We start from the raw sequence: 16,063 nt of genomic DNA on the forward strand, positions 1-16,063 counted from the left end.
AGAGGTTAGCGTCGGTCTTTCAGGCTGGCGCCGTTGCTGTGGATCACATCGCGATACCAGAAGAAACTCTTCTTGCGGCGGCGCGCGAGGCTGCCGTTGCCGGCATCGTCCCTGTCGACGTGAATGAAGCCGTAGCGCTTCGACATTTCGGCCTTCGAGGCGCTGACCAGATCGATCGGCCCCCAGCTGGTGTAGCCCATCACCTCGACGCCGTCGTCGATCGCTTCCGCCACCTGCACCAGATGGTCATTGAGGTAGTTGATGCGGTAGTCGTCGTGGATGCTGCCGTCGGCTTCGACGCGGTCTTTGGCGCCCAGCCCGTTCTCGACGATGAACAGCGGTTTCTGATAGCGGTCGTACAGCACGTTGAGCAGGTAGCGCAGCCCGATCGGGTCGATTTGCCACCCCCACTCCGAGCTGGCCAGATGCGGGTTCGGCACCATATCGAGAATGTTGCCGCGCGCCGTCTCGTACTGCTCCGGATCGGCGGTGACGCAGCCGCTCATGTAGTAGCTGAACGAGATGAAGTCGATAGTTTCGCGCAGCGTTTGCCGATCTTCCTCGGTGATTGCCACCTGAATGCCGTTTTCACGGAAGAAGCGCTGCATATAGGCCGGGTAATAGCCGCGCGCCTGCACGTCGCCGAAGAACAGCCAGTCGCGGTTTTGCCGCTGGGTTTCCAGCAGATCTTCCGGCTTGCAGCTCAGCGGATACAGAATGCCGCCCAGCAGCATGTTGCCGATTTTGCCCTCCGGCACGATCTCGTGGCAGGCTTTCACCGCTTTGGCGCTGGCCACCAGCTGATGGTGGATCGCCTGATAGATGGCGCTCTTGTCGCTCTCCTGCGGCAGGCCGACGCCGGTGAAGGGCGCGTGCAGCGACATATTGATTTCGTTGAAGGTCAGCCAGTGTTTGACCTTGTGCTTGTAGCGTTCGAACACGGTGCGCGCATAGCGTTCGAAGAAATCGATGGTGCGCCGATCGCCCCAGCCGCCGTAGTGCTTCACCAGGCCGTAAGGCATCTCATAGTGCGACAGCGTGATCAGCGGCTGAATGCCGTACTTCGCCATCTCGTCGAACAGCCGATCGTAGAACGCCAGCCCGGCTTCGTTCGGCGTCTCTTCGTCGCCCTGCGGGAAAATGCGCGTCCAGGCGATCGAGGTGCGCAGGCACTTGAAGCCCATTTCGGCGAACAGCGCGATATCCTCCGGGTAACGATGATAGAAATCGATCGCCACGTCCTTGATGCCGCTGTCGCCCGCCGTGCGCGGCGTGATGGCGCCGAAGATGCCCTGCGGCTGCAGATCGGAGGTCGACAGCCCCTTGCCGTCGGCCTGATACGCGCCTTCTACCTGGTTCGCCGCTACCGCGCCGCCCCACAGAAAATGTTGCGGAAACTTGCCGTTCATCGCTTGCTCCTCAATTAACGTAATAAAGTCAGCAGCGGCGCCTGTTCCTGCACCGGAGACAGGCCGCTGGTCAACACGTCCACGTAGTCATCGCTGTTGCTGATGATGATCGGCGTGGTGGTGTCATAGCCGGCGGCATGGATCGCCGCCTGGTCGAACTCGATCAGCAGATCGCCCGGGGCGACCCGCTCGCCTTCCCGCACGTGGGCGGTGAAATGCGCCCCGTCCAGCTTCACGGTATCAATGCCGACGTGGATGAGAATCTCCGCGCCGTCGTCCGATTCGATGCCGATGGCGTGTTTGGTTTTGAACAGCGACGCCACGCTGCCGCTCACCGGCGCCACCACGCGCCCCTGCTGCGGCGCGATCGCCACCCCTTTCCCCAGCAGGCCGCTGGCGAAGGTCGCGTCGTTCACCTGATCCAGCGGCACGATGTCGCCGGCGATCGGGCTGAGGATGGCCTGTTTGCGGTTAAGCGGCGCGGCGGCTTCAGGCTGCGCCGTCTCTTCCGCCGGCGCGACGCCGAACAGGTAGCTGGCCAGCGCGGCGAACACGAACGACAGCAGGGTGCCGCCGATCGCGCCCCATACCGTGGCGTCGATGCCGCCGCCGGGGATGATCTGCGCGAAGGTGAAGACGCTCACCAGGCCGAACGAGTAGACCGAGGTCTGGAAGTAGCCGATCACCGCACCGCCCAGCGCGCCGCCGATGCAGCCGAAGATGAACGGGCGTTTGTTCGGCAGCGTGACGCCGTACACCGCCGGCTCGGTGATGCCGAAAATCCCGGCGCCGATGGCAGAAGCGGACAGAGCCCGCAGTTTGGCGTCGCGGGTGCGCAGCATCACGCCCAGCGTGGCGCCGACCTGCCCCATCACCGCCGGCAACAGCAGCGGCACCATGGTGTCGCGCCCCAGCACGCTCAGGTTATTGATCATCAACGGCACCAGTCCCCAATGCAGGCCGAAGATCACGCACACCTGCCACATCGCCCCCATAAAGGCGCCGGCAACGATCGGGTTAAAGGCGTAAATGCTCTGATAGCCGTTGGCCAGCAGGTGGCTGAGCCAGGTCGCCGCCGGGCCTATCAGCAGGAAGGTCAACGGCACGGTGATCGCCAGGCACAGCAGCGGCGTGATGAAATTGCGCAGCGCGCTGTGGATCACCCGGTTAAACAGCGGCTCCAGGCGGCAGGATACCCAGGCCGCGAAGATGATCGGGATCACCGACGAGCTGTAGTTGATGAAGGTCAGCGGAATGCCGAAGAAATACTCGCGCACCGCCCCCGGCTGCTGCGCCGCTTCGAACGCCGCCATCATCAGCGGATGCGTCAACGCGCCGCCGATCGCCATGGTGACGAAGGGGTTGCCGCCGAATTTTTTCCCGGCGGTGTAGCCGAGCATGATCGGGAAGAAGTAGAACAGCGAGTCACTGGCGGCGAACAGCATTTTGAAGGTGCCGCCGCTCTCCAGCAGCCAGCCGCAGGCCAGGCTCAGCGCCAGGAAGCCTTTCAGGATCCCCGAAGCGGCCATCACCCCGAGCAGCGGGGTGAAAATGCCGGACACCAGATCGATAAAGCGGCTGAGCAGGTTGTCTTTTTTGCCGCCCGCGTCGTCGCTCGGCGCGCCGTCGGCCAATCCGCCAACCCGGTTGACCGCGTCGAACACCTCCGCCACGTGGTTGCCCACCACCACCTGGAACTGGCCGCCGCTCTCCACCACCATAATGACCCCAGGATTTTTCTTCAGCGCTGCCGCGTTGGCGCGATTGTCATCGCGCAGCTTGAAACGCAGGCGGGTGGCGCAGTGCACCAGGCTTTTCACATTGTCGCGGCCACCGACGCCGGCCAAAATCTCACTGGCTAATGTGTCATATTTCATACGGTTATCCTTAGACTTCGCGTTCTGCCGCTCCCCCCGCACTGGCCTGGCGCTGAGGCGGAATTCGGCGCAAAAAAAAACCTAAACCTCGCGGCCTCTGCCCCATCGGGGAACAGAAACGCGAGGTTTAGGTTTTGCCTGCCATAGCAGTAACAACCCTAAATCGGTTGAGTTATGACGTTAACACCGCGGATTTTGCCGGCGCAAGGCTTTGCACCGGCAAATTGCCGAACTGTGATCGCGGAGGCAAAACGGCCTCAATGCGCGAAATAATGCATGCCGCCATCTACCGGGATCACCGCGCCGGTGATATATCGCGCGAGCGGGGAGCAAAGAAACGCCGCCAGATACGCCATGTCTTCCGGTTCGCCGAAGTAGCCGATCGGGATATGTTGCGCAATGAACGCCTGGCGCGCTTTATCACAAGCGTATAAGCGCTCGCGGATCTGTTCACTGTTGATACGCCCGGGTTGCAGCGTATTGACGGTAATCCCCTGCGCAGCCACGTCGCCGGCCAATCCTTTGGCCCACAGATGCAATGCGCCCTTGGCGGCGCTGGCGGCGCTCAGGCTGCGCGGCTCCATCGAGCCGCTGATATTGATAATCCGGCCCCAGCCTTGCGCCTGCATGGCCGGCAACAGCGCCTGAGTCAATCTACGGGCCGGCGTGAAGTTCAAAGCGAAAGCGTCATCCCAGCTGCGATCGCTGTCGTTCAACGTCGTGGGGTGAAACGCGCCGACCGCGTTGATCAGAATATCGACTGTCCCCACCTGGCGCAGCGCCTGCGCCGCCAAACGGGTGAGAGCCTCAGGCTCGGTCACATCGGCAACGATCGCCTGCGGACGCGCCGCCCCTTGCCGTTCCACCTCATCCGCCAAGGCCTGCAGCCGGTCACCGCGTCGTGCGGTGGCCACTACCTTGACCCCTTGAGCGGCCAATACCCTGACCATGCCGGCACCGATCCCTTCGCTGGCACCCGTGACCAATGCCGTGCGTTGCTGTAATTGCAGATTCATAAGAAACCTTAATTGAATAATTCAATTTAAGAGGAAACGTTCACACATTGAATCACGCCGTTATTCGTGTGAATATTCCCGAAAACCGCATCATCAATGTGCAGGAATTCACCGATGTTTGACTGGCAGGATTTAAAACACTTCGTGGCGCTGGCGCGCACCGGTTCGTTGTCGGCGGCAGCGCGGGAGCTGGGTTGCGATCACGCCACCGTCGGGCGACGCGTAGCGGCGCTGGAACAGGCGCTCGGCCTGCGTTTGATCGTACGGCTGCCGCGCAGCACGCCGTTGACCCAGGACGGACAGGCGATTGCCGGGCTGGCGGCGGAGATCGAGGCGCAAAGCCAGGCTATTGCCCGCCATGCGCGCAGCGCCGGCGCAACGCCCCAGGCCGGCGTGCGCATTAGTGCGCCGCCGTCGATCGCCGCACATATTCTCGCGCCGCGCATTGCCGCATTTAACCAGGCTTTTCCACAGATCGTCGTCACGCTGTCGGGTGAATCGGCGCTCGCCGAGCTGGATCGCGGCGAAGCCGACATCGCCGTGCGCATGGTGCGCCCGCAGCAGCCAGAGCTGCTGACGCAGCGCATCGGCATGATGCGCTACGCGCTGTATGCCGCACCGGAGCACGCCGCACTGCCCGACGCGGCGCGCCGCTTTCTCGCCTATGACCATCACTACCAACAGCAGCCACATCAGCAATGGCTGCAACAGCTGTTGCAGGGGCGTCCGGTGGTCTTTCAGGCCAGCGATCTGTTTTCACTGCAACAAGCGGCGCGTTCAGGGCTGGGTGCCGCCGTTTTGCCGACGTTCGTCGCCGATGGCGATCCGGATCTGGTCCCGTTGCCCACGGCCAATGCCGCGCCAACGCGCGAGCTTTGGCTGGTGACATATCCCGATTTAGCGCGCACCGCTGCCGTGCGCGCGGTGATGAATTTCCTGGTCGAAACGCTCGGCAAAACGTGCCCATTACCGGCATAAAGCATCAGAATGACTAATATAAATACTGGACAAAAGTCACGCGGGGGATTATTACTGGTCAACGCGTAATCGAGAGTAGGGATGGCAGTCATCATGGTGTTGCGTACTGATGTAGGACGGATTCTGATCACCGGCGCCGGCGGCCGGGTAGCCACGGCGTTTCGTCTGGCGATGGGCGATCGCTACCCGCTACGGTTGGCGGAACGAGACATCAGCCTGCTGAGCGATCGGCAGCCGGGCAACGAAGTCATCAGCTTCGACATCGCCGATCTCGATGCCTGCCGCGCGGCCTGCGCCAATATCGACACCGTGTTGCATCTGGCGGCCGATCCCTCCCCCGATGCCGACTTCTGCGGTTCGTTGATGGACAACAACATTCTCGGCACCTTCAATATCTTCCGCGCGGCGAAAGACGCCGGCTGCCGCCGGGTGGTGTTCGCCAGCAGCGCGCAGGCGGTGGAAGGCTATCCGCTCGATTACCAAATCCGCCCGGACGACGCGCCGAAGCCGAAGAACCTGTACGGCGCCAGCAAAGCCTTCGGCGAAGGCATCGCCGCCTACTTCGCCCATCAGGAAGGGCTTTCCGCCCTGTCGGTGCGCATCGCCAACTTCACCACCCTCAGCCCGGGCGATCGGCTCAGCGCTCGCGACATGAGCGCGTTCCTCAGCCATCGCGACGCCGCCGATCTGCTGGAGCGCTGCATTCGCGTCGAAGGGGTGCAATATGCGGTGGTGCACGGGGTTTCCAATAACCGCTACACGCGTTTATCGCTGGAAGAGACCCGTCGCCTGCTGGGTTACGCCCCGCAAGACGATGCGTTCAGCCTGCTCGGCTTTGAGTAGGTGCGGCGAGCAGGCCCGCCGCATCTGCGTATTTAGCCGTTGGCGTAAACGACTTTTGCAGCGGCGCGGCTGGTGAACAACACCAGCAGCAGCGCCAATCCGGCGATAATCGCCCCCATCACCGGCACGAAGCTGTAGCCCAAACCGGCGGAGACCACCGCGCCACCGGCGGCGGCGCCCAGCGCGTTGCCCAGGTTGAAAGCGCCGATGTTGACCGAAGACGACAGCCCCGGCGCGTCGCTGGCCACGCGCATCACGCGCATCTGCAGCGGCGGCACCACGGCAAAGGTCGCCGCGCCCCAAATCACCATGCTCACCGCCGCGCCGATGTCACTGCGCGCCAGCAGCGGGATCAGCAGCATGATGGCCACCAACAGCAGCAGGAAGCCCTTCAGCGTCGCGCTCTCGGAACGGTCGGCGAACTTGCCGCCGAGGTAGTTGCCGATGGAGAAACCGACGCCGATCAACACCAGCATCACCGTCACGAACAGCGGCGTCGCCTCGGTGATGTGCTGCAATACCGGCGAGATGTAGGTATAGAGCGTGAACATCGCGCCCGCCCCCAGCACGGTCGTCAGCAGCGCGGTCAGCACCTGCGGGCGCACCAGCACCGACAGCTCGCGTTTCACGTCAGGGCGCGCCCCGGCGCTGCCTTTCGGCAACGAGAACCACAGCCCCAGCATGGCGATCACGCCCAGCCCGGCCGTCGCCAGGAACGACATGCGCCAGCCGATGGTTTCACCCAGCCAGGTCGCGGCAGGCACCCCGCCGATATTGGCGATGGTCAGGCCCATAAACATGGTCGCTACGGCGCTGGCCTGTTTCTCTTTCGGCACCACGCTGGCGGCCACCACCGAACCGAGGCCAAAGAAGGCGCCGTGGTTCAGGCTGGTGATGATGCGCGACAGCATCAGGGTGGTGTAATCCGGCGCGATGGCCGACAGCACGTTGCCCAGGGTAAAGATCGCCATCAGGAAAATCAGCGCGCTTCTGCGCGCCCGGTGCGACAGCAGCAGCGTCATCAGCGGCGCGCCAACCATCACGCCGACGGCGTAGGCGCTGATCAACATGCCAGCCATCGGAATGGAGACGTCCACCCCTTTGGCGATGGTCGGCAGCAAGCCCATGGGAGAGAATTCGGTGGTGCCGATGCCAAACGCCCCCACCGCCAGCGCTAACAAGGGATAATTCACTTTCATGCAACAACTCCGGTTTACCGCTGCCGAAGCGCGGGAACAGTTAAGATGCCGAAAGTATGACATTGATCACACCAAAGATAAGCAGGCAGGAGGCTAAAAGACTTTTGCAAATTTGTTAAAAGTGAGGAGGTGAGATCGGCATTGGGCATCAAGGTTGCTTTACCGCGATCGCGGCGATGCGTGCGGAGAATGGCGTTAATGCGTCTGAAGGATAAGCGCCGAGGGGAATCACTCTGCACTTGGGGTATTTAACCTCCGCATACCATGCCCGGATAAATCCAATGAAAAACCAACGATATTCCTTACTGATTATGCGTTATCGGCGATAGCATGGAAAACCCTTGCCCTACCAACTCACTGATATACACGCAATGAATGTAACCAACAAAATCAATTCTTATATAATTCTGACATGAATTATATAAACCAAATAAACACCATTGATATCAGAATACACAAAAACAAACTAACATAATGAAATTGAAAAAATTTATAGATAGTTTCCAAAACAATTAAATTAAAAAATAATTACAATTCATAGATTAAAATGATAAATAAGTTGATATTTAAAATTTAAAAACGTAAATAAAAAAGTCAAACCATCCAAATAAGAAAGAGAAAACATGCCTATCTTCCATATTCTCCCCTATGGGTTGAATATATAAGCGAACATGTAAATATCTTTATGCCCGGCGCTATGGTGGCGCCGCTTTGATTAAGGAAAGATCGTATGTCTAAGTCACCTATTGGTACTACCGCCTCAACAGGACAGAAATGCCCGGAAAGCGGTGTCTGGGAAGTGGTTGGCAAACCCTCAACCACAGCGCCAATCGCCAAAGGCAATATCATGCCTCCCTATGGCGGCAAAGGCGTCACCTGGAAATTGATCCAACACGCCTAATCTGAACCCATTCAGCCTCTTTCTTTGAAAGAGGCTCTTCATCTGACTATCGGAATCGCCTCGTTTAGCGCTTTGCATTGCGCACTTTGCCCGCACGCAGTTCGATGTTCCGCGCCAGTTCGCGCAGCCCGCCGGCCAGGAAGCAGGCTTCCGCCAGCACGAACAGCGGGCCGATGATAAGACCCGTCACGTCGTCCATAAACGCCGGTTTTCGCCCCTCCCAGACGTGCCCGACAAACTGAAACAGCCAGCCGATGACGAAACCGCCGATGCCGATGCTCAGCCACGCCGCCGTCGGCAGCGACGCCACCCAGGCGCCGAACCCGAGGCACAGCAGCAGCAACGCCAGCATCATGACGCCAAGGCGCAGGCTCAGCCGCAGGTAATAGAGGGCCGCGACGATAACCACCGCGCAGGCCGGCGAAAACGGCAGCCCTCCCGCGCCCCACGCCGGCCGGGAGAGCAGCGCCAGCAGGCTGACGACGATCAGCGGGATGCCGATAAAATGCGTGGCGATATTGCGCGCATCGCGGTGGTAGGCGGCATAAGCGGCAAGTTGATCTTCCAGGCTTCGCATGTTGACCTCCGGTATGTTCGGCCTTCGTCGCCGAACGCGCGCAGCCGCATGCGGCTGCCCTTACCCATAGCTTAGCGCGGGATCACCAATACCGGTTGGCCAATCTCATCCAGCAGGCCGCGCGTGACGGAGGCGTTCAGCCAGCGCCCCAACGAAGACAGGTGGCGGTGCGAGATGATCAGCAAATCGCAGTTAAACAGCGCCATCTGTTCCGGGATCACCTCGATGGGCGCCCCGGCGGCCAGCAGCCCCTGGGCGTTGAAGCCCATCTGTTTCAGCGCCCGCGTCACCTGTCCGACCTGCTTTTCCGCCAGTGCCTCTTCGCGCTGGGCGGCGGGATATTCCTCGCGCTCGTCGCTGTCGAAACGCAGGCCGCTGCGGCTGAGCGTGAAGGCATTGTCTACCACCGTCAGTACGATCACGCCGCCGATGCTGCCTTGCAGACGCGCCATAAAATCCAGGGCATTGCCGCTGTGTTCAAAACAGTCCACCGCCAATAACACTCTCTCAATCATAACAACCCTCATTCGCCCGAGTTAAATCGCACCCTTGAAGTTGGCTTCGCCCTTTTTCCAATAACCCTTGGCAAACAGCGCAGCGCGGGAAATGCCCATTTCGTTGATAAAGCGCGCCTTCAGGTAGGCGGCGACCTGGTGTTCGCAGGCCAGCCACACCTGCCCTTCGCCGGGCGGCAGCTCGCAATGGCTGACGGCCTGCACCAGCGGGCTGTTCATCACGCTGTCGAAATGTCGGGTGCGGATTTGCCAGCTGTTCACCTGCAAAAAGGAGTAATCGACGTCCTGAATCTCCTGCGCATCGCCCACTTCGGCGAACCACAGCACCGGCAACGGGGCAGACAGCGAGGCGAGGATGGTGCGCATGGCGGGCAGCGCGGTCTCATCGCCCAGCAACAGCAGCCAGCGGGTTTGCGGCAACAGACGAAAGCCGCCGGAGCAAGGGCCGGCGAACCCCAGCTTGTCGCCCGGCATCGCGTCGCGCGCCCAGTTCGACGCCGGGCCTTCGCCGTGCAGCACCATGTCGATATCGAAGGTGCGGGCGAGTTTGTCGATGCCGCTCAGGGTGTAAGCCCGTCCGGCCAGCGTGTCGCGCCACGGGAAGAACACCTTGACCCAGCTGGCCGGCTCCTGCGCGCGCGGATCGGCGATAAACTTATCCACATCGTCGCCGCTCAACGTGATGCGGCGGATCCGGGCGGTGACTTGCCGCACGGCGCTCACCCGGGCCTCGCGTTTGCGGCGGGTGTCCCTTTCCAGCATCTCGTCGACAATTTTATTCAGCGTGTTGTGCATCAGCCTTCTCCTGTGGCGCCGCAGACGGATAGGTGTGTTCCCAGCCACCGCCCAGCGCTCGATAGATATTCACCACGGCGATCGCCGTCTCCTCCTGAGAAACAATTTGCGCGGACTGCAGATCCAGCAGCGCACGCTGCGTGCTCAGAACATGGATAAAATCGCTGGCGCCGTTCAGATAGCTGTCGCGCGCCAGCGCAAACGCGTGCCGGTTGGCGGCCAGCGCCTCGGCCAGGTGCGTCTGGCGGCGCTGCTGGGCGCGATAGCCGGAAAGCGCGTCGTCGATCTCGTGCCAGGCGCGCAGCACCGTTTGCTGGTAGACGATGGCCATTTCCTGCTGCCGGTATTCGCTCAGGCGCACCCGCTGGGTGATTTTCCCCCCGTCGAACAGCGGCAGATACAGGGTGGGGCCGATGGCGAAGGTATGCGTGGACCAACTGCCCATATCCGCCAGCGCCAGCGCCTGATAGCCCGCGTTGCCGGTCAGCGTGATGCGCGGATAGTAGTCAGCGGTGGCGACGCCGATCTCGGCGGTCGCCTGATGCAAACGCGCCGCCGCTTCGCGAATATCCGGCCTGCGCAGCGCCAGATCCGACGGCACGCCCATCGGCACCGCGCGCGCCAGCGTCGGCAGCGGCCCCGTCGGCGACAACATCGCTTTCAGCGCGCCCGGCCGCTCGCCCAACAGCAGGCTGATGGCGTTGATCAAGCGTTCCTGCCGATCGACCAGCGTCGGCAGCAGGGCATCCACCTGCGCCAACTGCACCTGCGCCTGATCGATATCCAGTTCGTTGCCCGCGCCGCTTTGATAACGGCTTTGCGTCAGCTGCAGCGTGCGCAGCGCCGTGGCGCGGTTTTCCTGCGCCACCGCCAGCTGCTGCTGCGTGGCGCGCAGGCGCAGATAATCGCTCGCCACCTCCGCCGTCACCGACGTCAGCAGCGCGCGCCGATTCTCCTGCGAAGCGGCGAAGCCGGCGCGCGCGCTTTCCGACGCGCGACGCAGCTTGCCCCACATGTCCAGCTCCCAGCTGGCGCTGAATCCGCCGCGCCAGAGGTTATAATCCGCCTCTCCGCCGTTGCCGGACGGATCCATGCTGCCCACCGAGGTGGCGCGCTGGCGCTGATAGGCGCCGTCCAGGCTCAGCTCCGGCATCAGCGCCGCCTCGGTCACGCCCAGCAGGGCGCGGCTTTGCTGCATGCGCGCCGTGGCGAGCTGCAGATCCAGGTTGCCGGCCGCCGCGCGCTGCACCAGTTGCGACAGCGGCGCGTCGTTGAATATCGACCACCAGGCCACCGGCAGCGCCCCGCCGCCGGCCTGCTCGCCCCAGTTATTGGGCAGCGCGTTCTGCGGCCGAGCGTAGTCCGGCCCTACCGCCCGGCAGCCGCTCAGCGCAATCAACAGCAGCGGGATCACGGCTCTGTTCATTGCAGGCCTCCGTCCAGCGTATTGATGCTGACGTCCGCGGACATCCCGACGCGCAGGGCGCTCAGCAAGGCGGCGTGCTCCTTGTTGCTATCAAACACGATCTTCACCGGGATGCGCTGAACGATCTTGGTGAAGTTGCCGGTGGCGTTCTCCGGCGCCACGGCCGCGAAGCTGACGCCGGAAGCCGGCGCGATGCTGTCCACCTGCCCTTTCAGCGTTTGGCCGGGAAAGGTATCGATATGGATGTCCACCGACTGCCCGTGCGCAATGTTTTCCAGCTGGGTTTCCTGGTAGTTGGCGATGATGTACAGCTTGTCCTGCGGCACGATGGCCAGCAGCGCATCGCCCGGTTTGACGAACTCCCCGACCCGCAGGCTTTTCTTGCCGACCACGCCGCCGATCGGCGCGGTGATGCGGGTGTAAGACAGGTTCAGTTCAGCCATCGCTTTCTTGGCCTGCGCCAGCATCAGCTCGGCATCGCTGTCCGCCAGCTTGGCTTGCAGCACCTGCTTCATGTTTCGCGCCGCTTTGAGCGTCGCCTCCGCCTGCGCCACATTGGCGGAAAGCGTGTGCACCCGCGTTGTCGCCTGCTGCGCCGCCTGCTGGGAGCCCGCGCCGCTGCTGGCCATTCTCTGGTAGCGGTTCTGCTCCTGGCGCGCAAACGCCAGCTCCGCCTGCGCCGCCTGCCGCTCCGCCTGCGCGGCGGCGATCAGCGCACTCTGGCGGGTGAGGTTAGCCCTGGCGTCGTCCTGCCGGGCGCGGGCGGATTGCTCCTGCGCCGTCGCCTGCGCTAGCGCGACGTTGAATTCACGCGGGTCGATCACCGCCAGCAATTCCCCCTGTTTGACCCACTGGTTGTCCCTGACCAACACCTGCGCAATTTCACCGGCAATCTGCGGAGAAATACGCGAGATATCGGCGCGAATATAGGCGTCGTTGGTATTCTGCTGTGTTTCTTTAATAAAGAATTTATTGATTAATAACCCCAGCGTAATGACGGTAACCGCCAATACGGCGACGGCGACTTTCTTGTTAGCCATAAAAGTGACTCCACTTAATATTTATTTCTGATGATAAAATGTCAGGCGGCGACCGAACGCGGCGGATAAATACGGGTCGGCATAAATAAAATCAGCGCGGTCAGTAATAACGCCAGGCCGGCAACCAACAGATAAAGATCGGCGCTGGCCAGCACGTGGCCCTGCCGGGCGGCAAGCTGCGCCAACTGCTCCGCCGACCCCGATGCGCGGCTGTACGCCGAGCCAAAGCCGTCGGCGATCGTGCCGGCGTGATAGTCCCCGCGCTGCCGGCTGAGCAGCGCGATGGCGCCGCCGGCCGCGGTGGCGGCGAAACCCTTCACCGCGTTGAACCAGGCCGCCGCAAACGGCCCGTCGGTCGGCAACAGCCCGCCGGTCGCCTGCATCAGCAGGGGGATGATCGCCATCGGTTGAGCGATCGCCTGCAACAACGCGATAACGCGAAACGTGTCGCCGTTCCATTCCGGCGTCAGCTGGGCGGCCAGCACGCAGGCGGTGGCCATCAACAGCAGGCTGATCGCCAGCACCCAGCGGCAATCCACCCGCGGCGTATTGCAAATAATGGCGACAATCGGCAGCGTAATTAATTGCGGCAACGCCACCCACAGCATTAAGTCGGAGGTTTGTTCCTGACGATAGCCCTGAATCGCGGCTAAATATCCCGACGTAATATTAACCAGCGACACCATGATTAACAGCACGCCACCCAGCGTAATTAAAGAGAAGGACAAGTTCCTTTTGCTTAATAGCTGCAAATTGAAAAAGGGCAGCGGGTGATACCATTCGTTAATCAGAAATAATGCCAATAGCCCGATGCCGCCCAACAATAAAACGTAGATCAGCGGTGAGTTCAGCCAGTCGAGGCGCTCCCCCTGTGAGATGCCCATCGTCAGCATGCCGAGTGCCATGCCGCCGAGCAGCAGGCCGCGCCAGTTGAACTGCCGCAGGCGCTCCAGCCGCAGCGGATCCTGCGGCAGACCGTAACCGATGCACACGGCGGCGATCGCCATCAGCGGCAGGTTCCAGTAGAAATATCCGCTCCAGCCCCAGTGAAAGGCAAAGGCGGCGGCGGTGGCGCCCAGCGTGGCGCTCCAGGCGGAGACCCAGCCATAGGCGCCCAGCCCCAGCACCTTGATCAGCGGCGGCATAAAACGCAGCACCACCGTCATCAGCATCGGTGGCAACGCACCGCCGGCGAAGCCCTGCAGGCTGCGCACCGCCAGCAGCGCGCCATACTGTTCTCCCAACCAGGGCGTCAGCAGTCCACCGGCCAGGTAAATGCCGCACATCGTCAACGCCACCCGGCGCAGCGAAAAGGTCGGCCAAAAACAGGGCGTGAACCCGGAACCGATCACAAAGCCGGTGACATAACAGGTGGTCAGCCAGCTGCCGGCATCGAAGCTCAGCAGCATGCCGCCCTGTATATCCGCCAGCGCGAACTTGCTGGCGTTTTCCCCCACGCCGCTGGCCATCACCGCCAAAAACACGCCGAACAACCCCAGCCAGGTTCGGCCGTTGATTTCGCTGGCGCTGGCGAGCCATCGATTTTTGTGGTGCGGCGTAACAGACACCTCAACCATTCCCCACTCCTGCTGTTTCAGCCTCAATCTTTGTTGTCGTGGGCAGTATCCGGGCTTACTTCGATTGTTTAAAATGAAATGATGTAATTAACTAGTTGCACAAAACGCAATCCATAGAGCGCACCATTACCGGAGAGGCCATGCCGCAAAAAATTGATTTCAACCTGATCTATGCGCTGAATCTGCTGCTGGAAGAAGGGAGCGTGAGCGGCGCCGCCGAAAAGATGAATCTGAGCGCGCCGGCGATGAGCCGCATTCTGGGGCGCATCCGCCGGCAGTTCGACGACCCGATCATGGTCAGAGCCGGTAAGCATCTGGTGCCGACGCCGCGTGCGCTGGAGTTGAAACGCCAGCTCGGCGAGATCATCGAGCAGGCCGCCGCGCTGATCGCGCCGAATGAATCCTTCGAGCCCGGCAAGCTGACCAGAACCTTCACCATTCGCGCCAACGACATTTTTATCGGCGCGCTGGCAGGCGGCTTGCTGGAGACGCTGCGGGACATGGCGCCGCTGAGCGGCCTGAAGTTTATCGCCGAAAGCGACAGCGAGGATGACGCGCTGCGCAGCGGCAAGGTGGATCTGGTGATCGGTTCCTCACGCGACTGGCACCCGGAAATCAAGACGCAGAGCCTGTTCACCAGCACCTTTCAGGCGTTGGTGCGGCCGGGGCACCCGATCATTGGCCGGGTAACGCCCGAAACCCTGACCCATTACCCGCATATCAGCGTCTCCCGCCGCGGGCGCACCCAGGGGCCGATCGACGACGCGCTGCGCGATCTTGGCCTGCAGCGCAACGTCACCCTGACCCTGCCGGGCTTCCATTCAGCAATGATGCTGACCATGAAATCGGACTTTATCCTGCCGCTGCCGCGCCACGTGCTGCAGGGGGTGAGCAACATCCACCTGCCGTTGGCGGAGATCGAGCTGCCGCTCGAGCTGGAATCAGTATTTATCGTGCAGGCCTGGCATCCGCGCCTCGATCGCGATCCGGCGCACCGCTGGCTGCGGCAGACCATCAAGCAGTTCTTTTTGCAGCGGGAGTGAGGGGGCTATGTGTTGGGGAGAGGGACGCTCGCTGCAGAACCCAAATACGCCTGCCAGATAAGCCGGTAATATGGCATTTTGCCGAAGCCCTGCGCATACTCAGACGTCTTGGGTAAACCGCGCAACGCGGGCAATGGCATCGATATTCCATTTCGCCAAGCACGAAAACAGAAAGGAACTCATGCCCAGGGAGGCGCAAATGACCAAAGCGTATTATTGGAAAAGTCAGGTGTGGGGAGCGGCCTATTTTTTTACCGCGCTTTATTACATCTATTCTTTCCAGGACATGGTGAATATCGCACTTTCGTTGATCCTCTCCATTCTGAGCTTTTTACTGTATCCCTGTGCTAAAAAAGGCATTGAAACGTTCGCCCTGCGGTTCACGAGTGAAGAGTTTTGGCACCGCGGACTGTTCGCCGATACCATAGGCAAAAATGGCGTGCTGATCCTGTATTATGCATTCTGTTATGTCATGGCCGTGCCGCTGGGCGCCCTGTATCTGCTTGCCCTGTTCCTCAGAAATAAAAAGGCCGCGTAAGCGGTTTTTACGTCAACGGCTTACCGCCTCGTAGTCCTTCTTCATGAACGTTTCTTCTACCCACACAAGCCGCGCTATCACAAAATGAGAGGAGTAAATTACCCCTACCGGAACCGACAATCACAGGGGAGATTGGGAGATATTGATTGGCGGAAGATCACAGGAGTCGAACCTGCCCAGGACCGCTGGCGGCCCCAACCGGATTTGAAGTCCGGCCGCCCCACCGGGGACGAGGATCTTCCTTGGAGAAGAGAAGAAGCAAGGCGCTGATTATAGCGCAGTTTGTTCGCTGCGCTAAGCGGGAAATGGCGGCCGCCGGCGATTCGGCG

The 16,063-nt window shown here is 61.3% G+C and carries 15 protein-coding genes and 1 tRNA gene; 5 read left to right on the forward strand and 11 right to left on the reverse strand.

Translation table 11 applies throughout. The annotated features are described in order from the left end of the window. Positions 1-5: 5 nt before the first annotated feature. The 3 genes from ACJ8IN_RS15940 to ACJ8IN_RS15950 form a co-directional block, all read right to left on the reverse strand. Entirely contained in the window at positions 6-1,409 is a 1,404-nt protein-coding gene (locus ACJ8IN_RS15940) for a glycoside hydrolase family 1 protein (protein WP_041037251.1), read from the reverse strand. Positions 1,410-1,423: 14 nt separating this feature from the next. Beyond that, on the reverse strand, positions 1,424-3,286 hold the full coding sequence (gene bglF / locus ACJ8IN_RS15945; RefSeq protein ID WP_041037253.1) for a PTS beta-glucoside transporter subunit IIABC: 1,863 nt from the start codon (positions 3,284-3,286) through the stop codon (positions 1,424-1,426). Between the two features lie 257 nt (positions 3,287-3,543). Continuing rightward, positions 3,544-4,302: an SDR family NAD(P)-dependent oxidoreductase gene (locus ACJ8IN_RS15950; RefSeq protein ID WP_308325332.1), complete on the reverse strand. Its 759-nt coding sequence runs from the start codon at positions 4,300-4,302 to the stop codon at positions 3,544-3,546. A gap of 114 nt (positions 4,303-4,416) precedes the next feature. Between ACJ8IN_RS15950 and ACJ8IN_RS15955 the strand changes: the two genes are divergently transcribed. After that, on the forward strand, positions 4,417-5,280 hold the full coding sequence (locus ACJ8IN_RS15955) for a LysR family transcriptional regulator (RefSeq protein ID WP_033636600.1): 864 nt from the start codon (positions 4,417-4,419) through the stop codon (positions 5,278-5,280). A gap of 93 nt (positions 5,281-5,373) precedes the next feature. Further along, positions 5,374-6,123 carry an NAD-dependent epimerase/dehydratase family protein gene (locus tag ACJ8IN_RS15960; RefSeq protein WP_060424167.1) on the forward strand — a complete coding sequence of 250 codons (750 nt, stop codon included), beginning with the start codon at positions 5,374-5,376 and terminating at the stop codon, positions 6,121-6,123. A gap of 32 nt (positions 6,124-6,155) precedes the next feature. On the opposite strand, the gene ACJ8IN_RS15965 is transcribed toward ACJ8IN_RS15960, so the two are convergent. Next, positions 6,156-7,322, reverse strand: coding sequence for an MFS transporter (locus ACJ8IN_RS15965; protein WP_047569876.1), 1,167 nt, complete (start codon positions 7,320-7,322; stop codon positions 6,156-6,158). 730 nt (positions 7,323-8,052) lie between these two features. On the opposite strand from ACJ8IN_RS15965, the gene ACJ8IN_RS15970 reads away from it, so the two are divergent. Further along, positions 8,053-8,223: a hypothetical protein gene (locus ACJ8IN_RS15970; protein ID WP_162846235.1), complete on the forward strand. Its 171-nt coding sequence runs from the start codon at positions 8,053-8,055 to the stop codon at positions 8,221-8,223. A gap of 64 nt (positions 8,224-8,287) precedes the next feature. Here ACJ8IN_RS15970 and ACJ8IN_RS15975 read toward each other — a convergent pair whose 3' ends face one another. The 6 genes from ACJ8IN_RS15975 to ACJ8IN_RS16000 all read right to left on the reverse strand — a co-directional run bounded on the left by ACJ8IN_RS15975 (position 8,288) and on the right by ACJ8IN_RS16000 (position 14,153). Next, positions 8,288-8,800, reverse strand: coding sequence for an Mpo1 family 2-hydroxy fatty acid dioxygenase (locus ACJ8IN_RS15975; RefSeq protein ID WP_308325331.1), 513 nt, complete (start codon positions 8,798-8,800; stop codon positions 8,288-8,290). A 71-nt stretch (positions 8,801-8,871) separates the two neighbouring features. Then, positions 8,872-9,315: a universal stress protein gene (locus ACJ8IN_RS15980; protein ID WP_033636596.1), complete on the reverse strand. Its 444-nt coding sequence runs from the start codon at positions 9,313-9,315 to the stop codon at positions 8,872-8,874. 21 nt (positions 9,316-9,336) lie between these two features. Continuing rightward, entirely contained in the window at positions 9,337-10,110 is a 774-nt protein-coding gene (locus tag ACJ8IN_RS15985; RefSeq protein WP_033653985.1) for a siderophore-interacting protein, read from the reverse strand. Continuing rightward, positions 10,091-11,536, reverse strand: a complete 1,446-nt coding sequence (locus tag ACJ8IN_RS15990; RefSeq protein ID WP_308325330.1) for an efflux transporter outer membrane subunit — start codon at positions 11,534-11,536, stop codon at positions 10,091-10,093. The genes ACJ8IN_RS15985 and ACJ8IN_RS15990 overlap by 20 nt, the downstream gene beginning before the upstream one ends. After that, positions 11,533-12,576 (reverse strand): HlyD family secretion protein, encoded by a 1,044-nt coding sequence (locus ACJ8IN_RS15995; RefSeq protein ID WP_060424162.1) that lies wholly within the window; start codon positions 12,574-12,576, stop codon positions 11,533-11,535. The genes ACJ8IN_RS15990 and ACJ8IN_RS15995 overlap by 4 nt, the downstream gene beginning before the upstream one ends. Before the next feature lie 41 nt (positions 12,577-12,617). After that, on the reverse strand, positions 12,618-14,153 hold the full coding sequence (locus ACJ8IN_RS16000; protein WP_060424160.1) for an MFS transporter: 1,536 nt from the start codon (positions 14,151-14,153) through the stop codon (positions 12,618-12,620). Positions 14,154-14,293: 140 nt separating this feature from the next. Between ACJ8IN_RS16000 and ACJ8IN_RS16005 the strand changes: the two genes are divergently transcribed. Together ACJ8IN_RS16005 and ACJ8IN_RS16010 are read left to right on the forward strand one after the other, a co-directional pair. Beyond that, entirely contained in the window at positions 14,294-15,196 is a 903-nt protein-coding gene (locus ACJ8IN_RS16005; RefSeq protein ID WP_060424159.1) for a LysR family transcriptional regulator, read from the forward strand. A 199-nt stretch (positions 15,197-15,395) separates the two neighbouring features. Further along, positions 15,396-15,734 carry a colicin E1 family microcin immunity protein gene (locus tag ACJ8IN_RS16010; protein ID WP_052210578.1) on the forward strand — a complete coding sequence of 113 codons (339 nt, stop codon included), beginning with the start codon at positions 15,396-15,398 and terminating at the stop codon, positions 15,732-15,734. A 147-nt stretch (positions 15,735-15,881) separates the two neighbouring features. Here the strand turns inward: ACJ8IN_RS16010 and ACJ8IN_RS16015 are convergent. After that, positions 15,882-15,976 (reverse strand) — tRNA-Sec (locus ACJ8IN_RS16015). Positions 15,977-16,063: the final 87 nt, after the last annotated feature.

This window comes from Serratia sp. CY31944 (genome assembly GCF_052169175.1).
Taxonomy (GTDB): Bacteria; Pseudomonadota; Gammaproteobacteria; order Enterobacterales; family Enterobacteriaceae; genus Serratia; species Serratia sarumanii.